Origin of the sequence: Peptostreptococcus russellii (assembly GCF_900110295.1) — a bacterium.
Classification (GTDB): domain Bacteria; phylum Bacillota; class Clostridia; order Peptostreptococcales; family Peptostreptococcaceae; genus Peptostreptococcus; species Peptostreptococcus russellii_A.
Genome location: NZ_FODF01000019.1, coordinates 1 through 17891 on the forward strand (window position 1 = coordinate 1; position 17891 = coordinate 17891).

At 31.3% G+C, this 17891-nt stretch carries 14 protein-coding genes and 4 pseudogenes; 15 read left to right on the forward strand and 3 right to left on the reverse strand.

Translation table 11 applies throughout. From position 1 onward, the window contains the following. The 14 genes and pseudogenes from BMY82_RS09480 to BMY82_RS09740 form a co-directional block, all read left to right on the forward strand. Positions 1-278: phage tail terminator protein (locus BMY82_RS09480; RefSeq protein ID WP_091976016.1), on the forward strand; the 278-nt coding region annotated here is incomplete at its 5' end. A gap of 8 nt (positions 279-286) precedes the next feature. Then, on the forward strand, positions 287-748 hold the full coding sequence (locus BMY82_RS07915; protein WP_091976017.1) for a phage tail tube protein: 462 nt from the start codon (positions 287-289) through the stop codon (positions 746-748). Positions 749-852: 104 nt separating this feature from the next. After that, positions 853-1170, forward strand: a complete 318-nt coding sequence (locus tag BMY82_RS09485; protein WP_091976018.1) for a hypothetical protein — start codon at positions 853-855, stop codon at positions 1168-1170. Positions 1171-1181: 11 nt separating this feature from the next. Then, positions 1182-1487 (forward strand): annotated as a pseudogene (locus tag BMY82_RS07925) (Gp15 family bacteriophage protein); the annotation flags it as partial. A gap of 30 nt (positions 1488-1517) precedes the next feature. Then, positions 1518-4994: a hypothetical protein gene (locus BMY82_RS07930; RefSeq protein WP_091976019.1), complete on the forward strand. Its 3477-nt coding sequence runs from the start codon at positions 1518-1520 to the stop codon at positions 4992-4994. An 18-nt stretch (positions 4995-5012) separates the two neighbouring features. After that, positions 5013-5357: a DUF6711 family protein gene (locus tag BMY82_RS07935; protein ID WP_091976020.1), complete on the forward strand. Its 345-nt coding sequence runs from the start codon at positions 5013-5015 to the stop codon at positions 5355-5357. A 10-nt stretch (positions 5358-5367) separates the two neighbouring features. Next, entirely contained in the window at positions 5368-8274 is a 2907-nt protein-coding gene (locus BMY82_RS07940) for a tail fiber domain-containing protein (protein ID WP_091976021.1), read from the forward strand. Then, positions 8267-8911, forward strand: a complete 645-nt coding sequence (locus BMY82_RS07945; protein ID WP_091976022.1) for a hypothetical protein — start codon at positions 8267-8269, stop codon at positions 8909-8911. Before BMY82_RS07940 ends, BMY82_RS07945 begins: the two co-directional genes overlap by 8 nt. 27 nt (positions 8912-8938) lie before the next feature. Further along, positions 8939-9874 (forward strand): hypothetical protein, encoded by a 936-nt coding sequence (locus BMY82_RS07950; RefSeq protein ID WP_091976023.1) that lies wholly within the window; start codon positions 8939-8941, stop codon positions 9872-9874. A gap of 12 nt (positions 9875-9886) precedes the next feature. Further along, complete coding sequence (locus tag BMY82_RS07955) at positions 9887-10318, forward strand: hypothetical protein (protein ID WP_091976024.1); 432 nt, start codon at positions 9887-9889, stop codon at positions 10316-10318. 286 nt (positions 10319-10604) lie between these two features. Then, entirely contained in the window at positions 10605-10997 is a 393-nt protein-coding gene (locus BMY82_RS07960) for a phage holin family protein (protein WP_091976025.1), read from the forward strand. A gap of 332 nt (positions 10998-11329) precedes the next feature. Further along, positions 11330-12601, forward strand: a pseudogene (locus BMY82_RS07965) (GH25 family lysozyme); the annotation flags it as partial. 12 nt (positions 12602-12613) lie between these two features. Beyond that, positions 12614-12737, forward strand: a pseudogene (locus BMY82_RS09735) (N-acetylmuramoyl-L-alanine amidase family protein); the annotation flags it as partial. Then, positions 12737-12886 (forward strand): annotated as a pseudogene (locus BMY82_RS09740) (hypothetical protein); the annotation flags it as partial. The pseudogenes BMY82_RS09735 and BMY82_RS09740, both read left to right, overlap by 1 nt. 517 nt (positions 12887-13403) lie before the next feature. Here the strand turns inward: BMY82_RS09740 and BMY82_RS07970 are convergent. The 3 genes from BMY82_RS07970 to bsh form a co-directional block, all read right to left on the reverse strand. Then, positions 13404-14351: a DMT family transporter gene (locus BMY82_RS07970; RefSeq protein ID WP_242938948.1), complete on the reverse strand. Its 948-nt coding sequence runs from the start codon at positions 14349-14351 to the stop codon at positions 13404-13406. 174 nt (positions 14352-14525) lie between these two features. Beyond that, positions 14526-14918, reverse strand: a complete 393-nt coding sequence (locus tag BMY82_RS07975) for a YbaN family protein (RefSeq protein WP_091976028.1) — start codon at positions 14916-14918, stop codon at positions 14526-14528. 142 nt (positions 14919-15060) lie between these two features. Continuing rightward, positions 15061-16029: a choloylglycine hydrolase gene (bsh, locus tag BMY82_RS07980; protein WP_091976029.1), complete on the reverse strand. Its 969-nt coding sequence runs from the start codon at positions 16027-16029 to the stop codon at positions 15061-15063. Positions 16030-17175: 1146 nt separating this feature from the next. On the opposite strand from bsh, the gene BMY82_RS07985 reads away from it, so the two are divergent. Further along, positions 17176-17891: DUF1542 domain-containing protein (locus BMY82_RS07985; protein ID WP_144019730.1), on the forward strand; the 716-nt coding region annotated here is incomplete at its 3' end.

A 17891-nucleotide genomic window follows, 5' to 3' on the forward strand; every position in this document is an offset into this window, starting at 1 on the left:
AGGCCATGTCACGTAATGAAGTATGTATAGGAGGCTTAGATAATACAAGTACATTTGTACAAGGTTACTCAATTTTGATTCATTGGAATAAAAATGCCAAGGAGTCAGAAGAAAAAGCTATGGAAGTATATGAGTCCTTATGGGGTCAGAATCCAGTTATAAATAAATATAAGGTAATAAAGATTAATTTAAGGGATGCCAACCCAATTTGCATAGGAGTTGATGATAATGGAATTTATGAGTTTGTCATCAACTTTGATATTTTATATGAAAGGTAGGGAGAAATATGGCAAAAAATAACGGTGTAGCTGGAGTATATCCAGTATATAAAATAAAATTTAAAGTTGGAACCAAAGGTATAAAATCACAAACAGGGGATATGAAGGTTATAAAAGATCTAGAAACATTTTCACTATCGATTGATGGTAATGTTGAAGAATGGACACCAATGGATACAGATGGATGGGTAAGACGTCTTATGACAGGTAAAGGATTCAGTATTTCTTTAAATGGCAAGAGACATGTAGGAGATGAAGGTAATGACTATGTTGCTGATGTTGCATGGAAAGATGGTTTAGATTGTTCTACTAAAGCGGAGATAGAGTTTCCGAATGGTTCAAAATTAAACTTTGATGCAATAATAGATGTTAAGAATGTTGAGGGGGCAGATTCAACAAATGTTGCACCACTTGAATTTGAACTTATGAGTGATGGAAAGCCAGAATTTACTCAGGCCCCGCAAAGTTAGATCCTGACCCAGGATTGTTGAAAAAATAATGGGTGAAGTTGATATTTTATTTCAGAGGACCGTATTTATTGCGGTCCTTGTATTTTAAGATTAGGAGAGAAAAAATGGCAAAACAGTTTTATGATATATCAAATAAGTTAACTAGACAGAAACCAGTTGTTAAGTTTGAAGAAGGTGTTGAATTTAAAATTAACAGCACCCTTAAAGGTGCAATTGCTATGCAGGGCCTTGCTGAAAATGGAAAGGAAGACTTGAACACTTTAAGAGAGATGGTAGCTATAGGAATAGGTGTTGATGGACTTACTTATGTCGAATCACAGGAATTTACACTTACTGATTGGCAAACTATTGTTGAAACAATATCTAATGCCATGATGGGTCTTGATGACGAGAAAAACGAGGTAATATCTGAAAAAAAGTAAAATGGTATGACCTTGTAGAAGACTGGGAGTTGATAGAGGCATCATTCTTAGCTCAGTATGGAATAAGATTAAGAGGTTCTGATTTGGAATGGGACGAATTTTGTACTCTACTTAGTGGAATAATGCCGAAGACCCCGCTTGGTCAAGTGGTATCTATAAGGTCGGAAGATGACAAGGAAATGTTAAAAAATTTCAATGAACATCAGAAAAAGATAAGACAAGACTGGAGAAGTAAACAGGCAAAATTAAGAACTGATGATGAAAATGAGCAGATGATGAAACAATTGGAAGAAGTGTTTGCAAGAGCATTTGGTTAAATAGATTTTATAGAAAGAGAGGTGAGCAGTATGTCAGAAGGTACAGTTGGTACAGTCAAATTAGGTGTTGAGTTAGATGCTGATATATCTAAGTCACTTAATAAGGTTACCGACAGCATATCTAGTAAGATTAAATCTATGTTTGAAACTCCAGAAGGTGCAACAAAGGTAGGGGAAGCTTTTACAAAGTCTATGGAGAAATCTACAGCTAGAGCTGAGCAAGTGATGACTAGTGTTGATACAACTATGGAGCAAACTGTAAACAAGGTTGATGCAGCCTTACAAAAGATGATTAACGGTTTGAATAGTGCGATAGATTTGCTGATAGAAAAACTAAAATCCCTCAATTTGCAACAGATAAATCCTAAGCCTGATGTTGTACCAGATGTTAGTGGAAAGGTGAGTATACCTCAACCAAGAGCCCCACCAGTTAAAACTGGTATTAAGGCAGATATGCAATATTACCAAGAACAGGTTGAGATAATTAAAGAAACAATAAACCTACAAGAAAGTGCAGCAAGTCAACATATTAAAAGAGTCAAAGAGCTAGAGACACAGTATAAGAAGACTGCTACAGCTATGAAAAATGTCGGAGGTAAAATAACAGAAGTATTTGACCCTAACGCACCAGGAGCAAAGAAAATTGCAGAACAGATTGACAAAGAAAATAGAGCTATTGACAAGATAGGAATGAGTATTAATTCACTAAATGCTAAGTTGGGACAGACTGAAAGGCATATTAAGTCGTTACAGGATACTTCAAGTAAGGTGACAAATTCAGTATCTAAGTCTATAGTAAAAACTAAGTCACAGATTAATAGTAAGTTAAAAGGCACATCTGTGAGGATTTTTAAGGGGATTCACAGAGCCATGCTACTACCTTTTAAGCCCACTATATTAGGATTTAGGAAGTTAGGAGATGCAGCACATAATGCTGGTATGAAAGGCGCTAAAGGTTTTAATACATTAGACAAGTCATTTTGGAGAGTATTTAGAAGACTATTTGTAATTGGCGTAATCTCTAAGATGCTAAAGGGTTTAACTAGTTATATAGGTGATGCCTTGATGGCTAATGAGCAATACAGAGCTTCACTTGATACGGTTAAGTTAAATCTTGCTGCAGCATTTCAGCCTATTATGGATATAATCATTCCGGCGTTAGTTAAGTTTATGGAATATCTAGCAAAGGCTACCGGATATATGGCTGCCTTTATTGCAACTATGTTTGGGACAACATATAAGGCAAGCGTTGAAGGGGCTAGACAATTAAATGCACAGACTACGGCCTACAAAGAAATGAGTAAACAATCTCAAAAAACAGCTAATAGGGTGAAAAAGTCTGCTAAAGAGATGATAGGTTCTCTAGCTGGATTTGATGAAATAAATACTATAAACCTTAAGACTAATAATATAGATGACGGGGATGATGAAAGAAGTAAGCCACCAAGTTGGATAGCTGCAGCAACTACTGAAATAGGTGACACATCTAAGTTTGATAAATTTAAGGAAATATTAAAAGGAATATTTAAGCCTCTTCAGGAATCATGGGCTAATGAAGGACAAAACACTATAAAAGCATTTAAGTATGCTATGGGACAAATATCTGAATTAGCTAAGTCTGTTGGAAGATCACTGTACGAAGTATGGACCAATGGGACTGGTGTGGAAATGCTTGACTCAATACAAAGGTTACTTCAAAATATATTGTTGATTATAGGAGATATAGCAAAATCATTTAGGTTAGCTTGGGATGACGAAGGTAGAGGTACTCAGATAATACAAAATATAGCAGATGGGATAATAAATACCATACAGTTATTTGAAAGTATCACCACAAGTATTAGAGAGGTATGGAGGGCAATAGGTGACGAAATAGCAGTAAATTGTCTTGATATACTTAAGAATGTTACACATCTATTTGCTGAGATACCAAAGACATTTAAAGAGTCTTGGAATAAAAATAAAATAGGTACTGAATTTCTGATGCATATAGGAAACGCTTTTAATAACTTGCTTATATTAATAAGTAATGTTACAAAAGCTATAGATAAACTATGGATGAAGTTTGGTCCGGCCATAACAGATACAGTCATGCAATGTATGAATGCTACATCTAAGTTGTTTGAGTCTATGACTATAGGATTTAGAGGTGTTTGGGACAATGGTGGTAATCATTTATTTGAATCCATAGGAAGGTTAGCAACAAGATTATTTGAGTTAGCTGGCAAGATATACTCAGATTTCATTGCGCCAACAGCTGGAAGATTCTTAGAAATTTTAGGGCCAGCTATAGGGAAGGTACTTGATATAGTAGCTAATCTGCTTGATAAGTTTAGTGAATTGATTGAATGGCTATTAGCAGATGGAAATCCAACTCTTGAAGCTCTTGTAACAATAATAGGTGCTTGGGTATTAGCTTCTAAGGGTCTAATGATATGGCAAGCTATACCAGGAATTTTGCTTACGGCAAGAAGTGCAGTATTTGTTTTAGGACAATCATTTAAGGTGGCGTTATTAGGAATAAATCCAGTTATCGTAGCAATAACAGCAGTAATAGCCATAAGTATTGCACTTTGGAAAAATTGGGACAAGATAGGTCCGGCAATAAAAAATATTTGGGAAAATATAAAGAATGCATGTATTAATATTTTTACTAATATATATAAGTTTATAAGCGAAACTTGGGATAAGATAGTTAATGGCGTTACGGATTTCGGAGTTAAGATACTCAAAGGGTTAGGTGAGCTTGTTATTAAAATTTTTAAAGGCGCATCAGATTTTATGAAAAATATAATAAATTGGTATATTAATTTATGGGGAAAGATATTTCAACTTTGTACTGAAGGCGTGACTAATGTATTACAAGCGATAATTAATTTTTTTGGAAAGTTTTTAAATGCAGGGTGTGAATTAGTAAAAAGTATTGCAAAAGGAATAGGAAATACAATGCATAGTGCAGTAAGTGCTATGGTTAGTGTAGGGAAAAGCATATACAATTCAATAAGAAGTATCAATTTATTTGATATAGGTAAAAATTTAATAATAGGTCTGTGGAATGGTATATCATCAGTAGCAGATTGGATATTAGATAAACTTGGTGGTTTTTGTGATAGTGTTGTAGATACTGTATGCGATTGGTTTGGAATACATTCACCATCAAGAGTATTTCGTGATCAGATAGGTAAGATGATTCCTAGAGGTATGGCCGTAGGGATAGAAGCTGAGACTGGTAAGGTAATGGACGCTATGAACGGTTTAATGACTATACCAGAATTTAGACAGCCGGAACTTGCATTTCTGGGAGAGGTTAAGCAGCAGCCACCACCAGATAAGGATAGTGTTGTTAGAGAAATACTAGAACTAATGAATGGCGATGATGGTGGTAAGGACGCATCAGGGAAGACGATCAACATAACACTTGAACTTGACAGTGAAGTGGTCGGAAGAAAGTCAGTTGAATATATTGACAATATTCAAAAAAGAACAGGAAAACCAGTATTTGAATAGAAAGGATGATCTATATTTATGATATCTATATCAGGGGTCGACATTACCCCATATATAAAACCGTATAAAATATACTTACAGGACCTTGATTCTGATTCGTCTGTCAGAAATGTTAAAGGGGAAATGATGAGGGATAGAATTGCAGTTAAGCGCAAAATTGAACTTGATTTTGGTCCTCTAAGAAGTAATGAAATTAAGAAAATTCTAGGCTGTGTGTCTGGGGTTTTCTTTAATGTAACTTATGATGACCCACTAGATGGGCGTTTAAGTAGGAAGATGTACTGCGGAGATAGGAGTGCAGCACTTTATGACAGTAAAAAAGGACTTTGGATGGGTCTTAAATTCAATCTAATTGAAAGGTAGGTGATTACATATGGATATGAAACTTATAAAAGAGGCATTCTCTAATCCGTCAAGGGAACTTAGCGCAAAGGTAACTATTGATGGTAAGGAGTTCACGGATGAATATTTGAAGAACATAAAGGTAGTGACAGGACTATCCGAGGGGAAAGATTTTAGTGTAGGTACTGCCTTCATGTCATCTGCTACCATAAAATTAGTAGATAAATATGAGAATTTCAATGAGAGTAATTTTAAAGATAAAACAGCAGTAGTTGAAATAGGTGTTAAAACTAACAAAGGTATAGGGTATGCTAAACTTGGAGAATTTATTATAGATTCAGCTAATAGCAATATGAGAAGTTGGGAGTTAAAAAGCTATGATCTAATGAGTAAGTTTAACGTTAAGTATGACAGCAAATTAAATTTCCCATGTAAATTAAAAGACATAGTACTTGATATATGCAAGATATGCGGTGTTCCCGCGTCAGATAGCATAAAAAACTCCAGTGAACTTAATAGAAATATTAAATTCAAACCCAACTTCTACGACATGACAGCAAGAGAAGTCCTTGCCCAGGTGTCAGAACTGGTATGTGGTTGGGCCTATATTGATGCCATAAGTCAAAAGCTAGAGATTGGATCATACAGTAATGCTGATGATATTAAAATAAATGATGATAATATAATTCTTTTTAAAGAGTTTAAAAATAGAAGTAATGCAGATTCAAAGATACAAATTGATAGCATTAGAGTAATACAAAACGGCGCAGATGATGCGGACTATAACAAGGACAGTGACAAAAAATTTCACATAGTAGATAATATGTTTATTCAAGGAAACGGAATTGATTTCATTGATGTAGGCAAAAAATCCTTTAAATTTAATGAGTTATCAGCCCTTAGTATTAAGTATAATGGTAATCCTACTCTTGGTGTGGGCAAAGCGGTAACAGTGTTTAGGGGTGGAAAATTATTTAAGTTTTTACCTCTTGTTAGGAAACTTACATATAACGGAGGTCTAGTTGAAGAGTGTGAATGCCCTCAAATTAACTATAATCCAAGCAATAGGAAAAAGGATATTGTAAGACACATTGAGAAGATAAATTCACTTCTTAGAGTTATGGATGATAAGATACAGGCAAAGGTAGGTACAGAAGAATTTTCTACATTAGTAGAGCAAACCAAAGAAGAAATTAAAGCGTTGGCAAAAAGTATAGATTTAAAAGGATATGTAAAATTTGAAGATTTAAAAGGTGAAAATGACTCTACAGAGATAAACGGAGGGCTTATAAAATCTGGGCTAATTACAAGTAAGGATAAAAGAGTAGGTATTGATTTAGACAATGGTACCATACTATTTGGTAAGGATTTAGAGCATTATTCACTTTTATTTGATGGTGAAACCTTAAAGTTCGGTTTAGGAACATTAAAAACAGAAAATTTTAGTACAGGTTTGTTAGAAGAATTAAAAGGAGAAGACGGAAAAAGTCAGTATGTGCATATAAAGTATTCTGATTCAGGTGGAGATGTTGGGGCTATGTATATAGATCCAGATGGCCATGATTATATTGGAATAGCGGTAACAGATAAGAAAACTCCACCTGCATATAAAACAGAATTTAAATGGTCTAAATATACTGGCGTGGATGGTAAAAATGGAAGTCCAGGACAAGCTGGAAAAGATGGAAAAACTCCATATTTTCATATAGCCTATGCAAATAGTAGTGATGGAAGAAGTGGATTTAGTGTTGATGACGCAAAGGATAAGTTATATATGGGTACTTATGTGGACTATGTAAAAGAAGATTCTACCAATTCTAGAGATTATACTTGGGCTCTAATAAAGGGAGATAAAGGAGAAAGAGGTCTGCAAGGTCCACCAGGTAAAGATGGTAGACCTGGAAGAGATGGAAGTCTTGTAGATTTGCCGCCAGCACTAAAAGTATGGAATAATAATGCAACTCGAATAAATGGAAAATATATTTATACTCCAGAACTTTTTGTTGGGAGCTCTTTAGGCTCGGACAACAAAACTGGAGTATATATAGGTTCCAATATCCAAGTTTATGAGGGAGATTGGGGCTGGCATACATTTAGTGGAATTGTAGGAATGAAAAAAGGGGTTATGACATGGCGTGCTGATGCAGATGGGAATTTAATTATAGGTAATAAAGCTGGAAAGACAATTTCAATAGGCAGTAATGGTAACGCTATTATTCCCAAAATAACGAGCAGTGATATAGAAACAAAAGCGATAACTACAGATTTATTATATCCAGGAAATAATAACAGAATAGTCTTGGAACGTGGTTATTCCCCAGGTTCTAATAATTGTAAAAGCATAGATGCAAATGGAAGTGCAATAAGATTAAAGGTAGATGCAGATACATATATTTCCATGAGAGATAGTGGAATAGTTGAAATGTATTCAAGAAACGGTCAGTTTTTTAAATTCGATCCTCGTGAAAGTTGGTATTATAACGGACATGAAGGTGATGGTTGGCTGGTTTTACATGATGCACATGTATCAATGGGGTGGTTAGAATACTCTGTTTACTCTACAAGGTCAGATAGACGCTTAAAGGAAAATATAAAATACATTAAAAACAAACAAAAAGGTTTAAATAGAGAAAATATTTTTGACTTTATAAAAACAGTAGATCTTGCAACATATAGATATAAAAAAACTGGAGGGAATAATATATCTATGATTGCCCAAGATGTTGAAGAATTTAAATTTATAAAGGATTATCTAGTAGGTAAAAATAAAGATGGAATACGTTTAATTAATACAGGAAATTATACATCCATGATGCATATAGCTCTACAGGAAGAAATAAAAAAACGAGAAGTGTTAGAAGATAAAGTAAAATCTCAAGAAGCTAGAATAAAAAGATTAGAAAAATTACTGCTAAATGGAGGTGAAAAGAATGCTTAGGGGTCTGTACACCTATTATTTAACACCAAAAAGCTTTATAGATAGGAATTTTAGGGTTAATGCGGGTGAATCGGCAAGGGGAATTAGATTTATATTAGATGGATTTAATGATTTAGCTAGTCTAAAGTTTAGACATCTAATAAGGATAGATGATGAAATATTTGAAAATAATAAAATTTATATAAATCAAGATGAAGAATATGTAGATGTAATATTTCCATCTCTTAGTGAAGGCGCATATTATACAGAGATGGAAATATCAAGAGAAGATGAAAAGCTTTTGAGCGGGATATTTTCTATAGTATATACTAAAAGCTTACAAGGACAGGCTAATGATGAGTTAAAGAAAGTAGTAGATAATGATTTATTGGATAAAATCTTAAAGTTTGAGGGTAAAATAAATGATGTATTAGAAAAAACTAATGAGTTTAGTAAAATAGTTGATAAAAATTATATGCATGAACAAATGCAGGCTTCTAATGTGTGGGTTGTACACCATAATTTAAATAAATATCCATCTGTAAGTATAATAGACTCTGGGAATAATGAAATATATGGAGAAGTAAGATACTTGGATAAAAATAACATAACTTTGAAATTTAGCGTTCCTTTTAGCGGGAGGGCTTTTTTTAATTAGTTGACTCGAAAGGTGGTAAATAAAATAATGAAATTGTTAACAAATTTAGAAATGAATAAAAATCAGATCGTTGATGCAGTACTACAATCACTTGCGATAGAACCATCTGAAGCTATAGCAGGACAGATATATTATAATACGAAAAATAAGAGAGCATATGTGTATACGGGGAGTGCTTGGATTGCTATGGATGCGAAAGATGCATCACCTACAGCTATAAGTATAGTAAACACAATAAATAATGGTGATAGTCTTATAGATATTGACAAAATAAAGGATATATCTACTAAACTAAGTGCTTCTAACATTGTAGATACAATTAATAAAGGATCTGAAAATATTAATGCTGAAAAAATAAATGGTTTAGCTAATGCACTGGGTGCAGAAGCAATTGTTGAGAAAATTAATAGTGGGAATAATAAAATAAATACATCTAAGATAGATGGACTCGATGAAAAATTGAAGATTGAAACAATTATACAAGCGTTAATAGCAAGTGATGAAGCAATACCAACTACTAAAATTACAGGTCTTGATAATGCACTTGCAAGTAAGGTTACAGATTCACAAGCTCAACAAAAAGCCAATACGGCACTACAAGAAGCTAAGGAATATGCTAAGGCAGAAATTTCTAAAGTGATTGGTGGGGCTAGTGAGGCTTATGATACCTTAAAAGAAATTGAGGAGATATTAAAAAAGAGTGATTCAGCAAACAAGTTAATAAATCAAGCGATGAAAGGTAAGACCTCAAAATTTTCACAAGATATTGGAAATGGACGAGACACTCAAATTTTAATAAGACATAATTTAAAAACTCAAGACGTTTTAGTAACACTTAGAGAAAAAGAATCACCTTTCAAAGTAGTTTATGCTGATGTTGAAATAACTGATGAAAATACGATTACTCTAAAATTTGCTAAGGCTCCAAAAATAAATGAATATAGAGCAATAATAGTAGGATAGGAGGAATAAAAAATGAAGTTATTAGGATTAATAGAAGCATCAGAAGATTTAGTTACGAAAGAATATGTAGATAAAAAGACACTTGAAATGGCATTTAATGTGGAAAACACTGTAGATCAATATTATGTAAAGAAAGTAAATGTAGGACTTCCAAATTTTTTTTCTAAAAGGCGTTTAATAGATGGTTGTAATTATACTTGGGCTGCTATTCCTAAAGATAAAATAAGAATTGATGTAGCTGTAGATGAGTTTTATGAAGTACAGGGTTCTGAGTGGGAAAGGATAGGAGCAGTTTATAGAAGTACAAGTGGTAATACTCGTTTGGTTTTATGCGTAGCAAATTATAAAAAAAAATATTGGTTTATAACAGATGGGACAGTAAGTAGAAAAGGTTCTCTTGTGAAAAGTGATGGTCCTACATGGGGAGTATTAACGATAGAGTAATTGTTAGGTAAAAATAAAGAAACAAAAGATAATGATTATCATTGCAAAAATCAGAATAATATGTTAAAATATCCTAAAGTCTAATCTCCCCGTAGATTAAACTTTAAAACCCTGAAAAGCCTTGCAAAAGGTTAAACTTGTCATTTGAGGGGGCGTTATGCTTTCCTCAAATGACTTATATTATTAAGGTGCAAAAACACTAAATTCCGAATAAAACCAAAATACGAAAAAGGAGGCAGTACTGTGCTTCCTTTTTTGTTATGAAAAAATTTAAAGGAGTGATTTTATGATAGAAACATTGAGAAACTTTATGTTAACACAAGATGGAAAACTTTTATATTTGCTTGCAGTTTTAGCTATATTAATGGGATTAGATTTTATAAGTGGAACTGTTGCAGCTATAATAAATAAGAATATAGATTTTAAAAGTAAAGTGGGCATATATGGGATATTAAGAAAAATAATATCTTTAATATCTATGATTTCTTTAATACCATTGGCGATAATTATACCTGGAGATGTGGGGATAATGCTTGTATATACCCTATATATTGGTTATTTAGTTATGGAGTTTAAGTCAATAATAGAAAATCTTGATAAAATGGGGGTAAATGTAGGTCCATTTAAGATATTTTTAAATAATTTTGAACAGTTTGTAAATAATAAAAGGAATCAATAGAAAGCTATTTACAAAAAGAATAAAAAATTGTAACATTAGAGTAAGAAACGTTGTATATATCGATATAGAAAGGGCGTGGTAAACCCTTTCTTGTTGGATCGATGTTTTATGTTATCGTATTTCTAACTGTATGATAACAGGCTAGTCTAAAAATAATTTATAGTTAAAAGATAGAGTTGTTAACTCTGTCTTTTTTCTTGTAAAGTATTTAATTTTAATTTACGATTAAATTAACTTTCATTTGGGAAGTGGATATAAATATATTATAAAATGGGCTCTTTTTTGTGGAGTCTATTTTTTTATGTGAAAATTTAAAAAGGAGAAAAAACGATATGAGTTTAAAGGGTGTAGACATAAGTAAATATAATGGTAATTGTGATTTCAAAAAGGCTAAGGATAGTGGGATTGATTTTGTTATTATAAAAGCAGGTTCAGGAGCAAGTGGAAAGGACCCTTTTTGGGATAAAAATTATAATTATGCCAAAGCCGCAGAGTTAGGAGTAGGAGCATATTGGTATTGTTATGCTACTAGTGTAGAACAAGCGAAAAGAGAGGCTAGGGAGTTTGTTGGGCTATTAAAAGATAAGAAGCTAGATTATCCAGCATATCTTGACTTAGAAGATAATAAATACCAAGGTTGTCTAGGAAATAAGCTTAGAACCGATATAGCAGAGGCTTTTTGTGAAGTGGTTCAAAATGCCGGTTACTATACAGGAATCTATTCCATGATGTCTTGGTTTAATAGTAAATTTGACATGTCTAGGTTGAAAAAATATGATCTATGGATAGCTAGATGGAGAGATATTAATTTAGGAGTAGGATATTCAGGTTTAGGTCAAGTGGGAATGTGGCAGTACTCAAACCAAGGAAGAATATCTGGAATAGGAAATACTGGAGAAGGTGGAGTAGATGTAAACATAGCGTATCTTAATTATCCATCAATTATAAGTGGAGGTATATCAAATATAGCAACAGAAGATATAATCGAATCCTCTAATACAGCTTCTAATGAAGCTCAAAAAATGATAAATAAAATTAATGCTTGGTTGGGTAAGTCTGAAGCAAATAGACAGCATAAGGATATAATAGACATTTATAATAATCACCGACCTTTACCTAGAGGATATAAGGTAAAATACACTGATGAGTGGTGTGCAACTACTATATCAGCAGCAGCTATCCAATGTGGATTAGTTGATAAGATTGGCAAGGAGTGTAGCGTACAGAGGTTTATTGACATATTTAAGCAAAAAGGAATATGGATTGAAGATGGTTGTATTACTCCTATTCCAGGAGATATAATTTGCTTTAATTGGGATAATAGCACGCAACCTAATGATGGCTGGGCAGATCATATAGGGTTAGTAGAGAAAGTTTCAAATGGAAGAATAACTGTTATTGAAGGCAATAATAATGAATCTGTTAAAAAAAGAGAAATACCGATTGCATGGGGATATATAAGGGGATATGCAAGACCATGCTACTGTGGGGTATCTACAAATGAAGGATGGAAAAAAGAGAATAATAAATGGGTATTTTATAAGAACAGTAAAAAAGTGTGTGGTTGGTTAAAAGATAAAAATAAATGGTATTATATAGATCCTAAGACCAAAGAAATGATTACAGGATGGTTGAAGTATAATAATAATTGGTTTTATTTCAATAATAACGGTTCTATGCATACAGGCTGGTTAGAGTACAACAATAAATGGTACTATTTTAATTCTAATGGATATATGCACATAGGTTGGCTTAAGTATAATGGCCATAAGTTTTATTTTGATGATGATGGAAGTATGATATCTGATTGTTCACTAATATTAAATGGAACTGAATATGTATTTGATAGTAAGGGGTATATGCAGCAATTGAATATATGCAGGAATTAATAGTTGTATATTTGCTTACGGAAAGGTTATGGCTACACTATAATAAAAGCCAGTATTATAATATGTATGAAATTAAGAAAATAACTAAAAAAGGGTGGGGGGGGTTAACCCACTCTTTTTTAGCATTATTTGTGCAAATTTTGTGCAAAAGATGTACAACAAAATAAGTGATTATAAAAAATTATAAGGTACACTAAAATATTTAGTATCTTTGGAATGCACTAAAATCAATATGTACAGAGAACTATAAAATATTGTACTATGGTATAGTAAACATACTTTCAAAACACACCACATTGTGAGACAGTATGTCTTTTAAGTAAGAAATAGAAGTATTTTTAAATATCATAGTTGTATAAAAAGCTTGATTTGTGCAAATAAGATTTCGTATACGCAAACTACATAGTTTTTTGATAAGCTGGTATTTTTATTGAAAATAATAAAATAGCACTAAGTAGGGGAAAAAGATACTACCTAGTGCTATTTTCTATTATTGTTAAACAAATTTTAAAGTTATTTAATCTATTGCTTTTTCTTTAGTTTTTATATTCGCTATGTATACACCAGAGATAATTATTACAGCTCCGATTACTTGGTAGATAGTAAAATCTTCATTTAAGATTAAAGCACCTGCAAGTATTGAAACCACTGTGGAGATACCTATAAATGACGCTGTTTTGTTTACTCCAATATTAGCAATTGCAACATTTGACAAGAAAAAGGCTATAACAGAGCAGATAATTCCTTGAAATAGCACTGCAACTGCGAAAGTTTTTTCTCTAAAGGGTAGAGATATTAAATCTACAAATGTTCCAGCAAATAGAGACTGTAAAATAGCTATGCTCATAAATACTACAGATCCAACCATCAACATTACAAAAGTAATTTCAAAACCAGTATACTCTACAAATGTTTCGACAAAGATACTATATAAAACATAGGAAAAAATTGCCAATATTAAAAAGCTATAACCTATTATTGAGAAACTTGATGAAAATCCAACTGTTACAACTGTCATAATTACACCGATTAAAGTAATAGCGACACCTAAAACCTGTATTTTTGAAGGTTTGTTTTTTAAAAGAAGTGCAGATGCACTAAGTGAAACTACAGGAATGCAGGCTAAAAAAACGCCACTTTCTGATGCAGTAGTGTGGCTAATACCGATTGTCTCACCTAAAAAATAAAGGCAAGGGCTAAATATTGTAGCAAATAGAAGTTTTTTTAATGGTTTTTCTTTAAGGTCTATTTTTATTATCCCAAGTAGAACGCATAAAAACATTACAAGAAAAGCAATAAAAAATCTCCAAGCTAGTATGGAGAAGGTATCTGCAACTTCAGTTGCATTTTTTGTGAAGATATAGCTGAGACCGTATAGCGCTTCGCATACAATAGCAGAGATAACTCCAATAATTATTTTTTTATTATTCATATAATCATCTAAAATTTCTAATTTATTTATCATACTATTATAGCATAAACAATATCATTTATTATGGATTATTTAAAATAATGTGATAATATTTTAAAATATTAAAAGTGAAATGTAATATTAATGTAATCAAAAAATGTCTATCAAAGTATTCATTCAAAGATTTGTATTATACCTGGATAGACATTTTATATTTAGAAAATATATTTAGTATACATTTTCTTTTTTGTTCTCTTTTAAACTCTCCTTTGTTTTAACAACTCTTAAAAAATAATAGTACTTTACAATAAGAAGAACAATAATAGTAATCCTCATTGGGAGAATATCATATTTAAAAATTACAAATAAAAGCATAGCAGTAGTGATAAAAAGTATTTTTATTTTTGATGACGTAGTCATACTTTTTTCTTTTTCAAAAGATTCTAGATGATTTTTATAGATAGAAGTCGACTCAAACCATAAATGAAACTTCTTTGATCCTTTTGCAAAACACCAAGAAGCAAGTAGTAGAAATGGCACTGTAGGTAGAACTGGAAGAAAAATACCGATAACACCTAATATAAGTGATAAAAAACCGATTAAAATAAACAAAATCTTCATAAAAAAATCCTTTCTGATATTCATTATCACTTATATAATACCATAATTGACAAATAATTTCATTTAAGTTACATAACTTCTAAATTTATTATAAAAAAAACTAAAAAATATGAAATTTTGCTACTAAGAATTTATTAAAAAACTAGTTTTGCATATATATGTTTTCCTCAGAAATAAGATCATAGGAAATAATATCTTTACTATTTAGATTCTCGTTAAAAAGTTTCAAGCCTTTTATTTGATAAGAATCGTAAGTTTTGTAATAATAAACAGCTTCTGTTAAATCGCAACAAGAGCTATATATTGTATACTCATACTTACCATTAACTAGTTCACAAAGACCTTTTTGCTGTTCAACAGATCCTAAAATATGAAAAAATTGGTTAATATCTTCATCTTTATTGTCTGCATTTTTTACATTTAAACAAGTAAAAGATGCACGTACAAAACGAGAAGCAGAAGATAAATCTCCAGGAAGTCCAATAGCTCCCATACCTCTACTGTACCTGTCTAATGTTAGCTTGCTTGAAAAAGTATTTTCATGAGCTTTGCTAGAAAGATAGTAATAATTGTTTAAATTAAATAATTGCTTGTCAAAAGGCGGATTATTAGTTAAAACTTGTGCTAGATTTTCATGTACCTTTAGTCCATCTTTTAAAGATTCTACTACAATGCAGGAATTTTTATCAGCAATCATCCAATGAAGCTCACTGCTAGGAAGCTGACTACTAAAATTTTCATTGCTTATATTTATAAGTTTTAACTCATCTTTAACATCTTCAACACTTTCACATTTGGATAAAAGATAGGGAATAAGCTCAAAAGAAGCAATATTATTATAGCCTTTCTTGACTTCATTATAGTAGGCATTTCCTACAAAGTTTAGTCCAGCAATTCCCAACCCCTTTTCATTGATAGCATCATAATAAAGTGGGTAATTATCGGATATATGGGCCATGCCAATTATAGCAAAATGTTTATTCAATATTTCACCATTTCTAAAATGAAAAGAAAAATTTCTAGGTGTAATAGCAATTTTTTCACCATAAGAAAATTCATAGTCTAAATTACGACCAAAATAACGATTTTTATAAGTAACTGATGTACACATTTTAATAAAACCTCCTTATGTTTTTTTAAAAGTATAACATGGAAATAATAACTTAATCTTAACTATCAGATATTTAAATATATTTTTTAAATGTATAAAAACATATGAAAATAAAAATGCATAAAAATGTTATAATGCATAAAAATATTATTAAGGTTTTAAGAACACTCTTATATAATAAAGAATAAATAAAAAACATGATTATTATTAAAAAAGAATATATTCAAAAAATATATATTAGTTAAGATTAATATTAAAAAAAACTATAGTAGTTAAAAAATACTTGAAAACACTATATATATTGAAGTTTGCAGATATAAACTAATTTTTTATTAATAAAAATTAAAAAAATATAGATTTATAATAAAAAGTGTGCTATCATTTTGTATATACAAAAGATTATATAATTTAAAATAATGAAAATTTAAAAGTATGATTAGAGATTTTATTATATAATAATCTTATCTGATTATAATGATACTACTAATAGTAATAGAAAATAGTCATATTTTTTATTAGTAATTTTTATAAAATGATAATTAAGAAAATTTTAAATAAAATAAAAAGTTATTTACTGAGGGGCATAGTTGAAAAATTATGTGTAGATGGCTTTAATAACGGCAAGAGAAAAATAATCAAAAGATATTTATTAGTATAAGTCTTGAATATAGAAGATTTAAGATTGTTAGTAAGTAGCTCATATATATTTTCAGTAATAATTTGTACATTAGAAAAAGGGATTAAGAAGGTGATGTTGACTACATAAAAGATAAAGTACAAATAAATTTTCCGAATAGATAAACAGTATTCAATAATTATAACATTATAAAAATAGAACTGAATATTTCTAAGATGACTATGTCAAATTAATTTTAAATATTATTTTAAAAAGTAACTACATACATAATACATATAAAAATAATATTTAAAATGTCTTTAAAAGCACAATTAATTTGCCATAATCTAAGCATTAAAACGGCTTAATTTTGAAATTTAATATAACTAGGAATGGGCAATGAAATAATAGTGATAATAAGATAAGAATAGGAGTGTCTAAAGCAGCTAGTTATAGGAAAGATCAAATATGGTACAAGAGATTAGGAAATAGAGTAAACTATTTTCAATATTTTTAATGGGGGAAAAAGAATGAGCAATAAAAGAAGAAAAGAAATGTTCAAAGAATCAAAAAGTGTAAAACAGAGATACGCAACAAGAAAACTAAAAGTTGGAATGGTATCTCTATTAATGGGCTTCACATTTATATTTGCATCAGCACCTGCAGCTAAGGTGATTGGAATACCAATGACAGTAAGTGCAGAAGAAGTAGATTTATCATCAGCCAAGGAAGCAGCAAAACAATCAATAGAAGATGCATTAAATAAAAAAAATAAAGCAATAGATGATGGAGATGCAAGCAAAACAGCCAAGGAAGCAGCAAAGAAAGCAGCAGGTGAAATAGCTGAAGCAGAAAAGACAAAAGTAGACAAAGCAGAAACAGCAGAACTTGCAAAAACAGCAGGAGAATTAGGAGTAACAAAAGTTGGAGAAGTAGAAGTACCAACAGCTCTGTCAGAAGCACAGACTGCAGCAGAAGCTGCAATAAATACTGCAGCAGAAAAAAAGATAGATGAAATAAAAGGTGTACAAGGAGCAAGTGAAGAAGATATAACTGCAGCAGAAGAAAAAGTAAAAGCTGCACAGTCTACAGCAATAGAAGCGATTAAAAAAGCAGAAAATCCACAAGGAGTAACAGAAGCACAGACTGCAGGAGAAGAAGCAATAAATAAAGTAGCAAATCCACAGACAGCACTGGAAAAAGCACAGACTGAAGCAGAAGCTGCAATAAATGCTGCAGCAGAAAA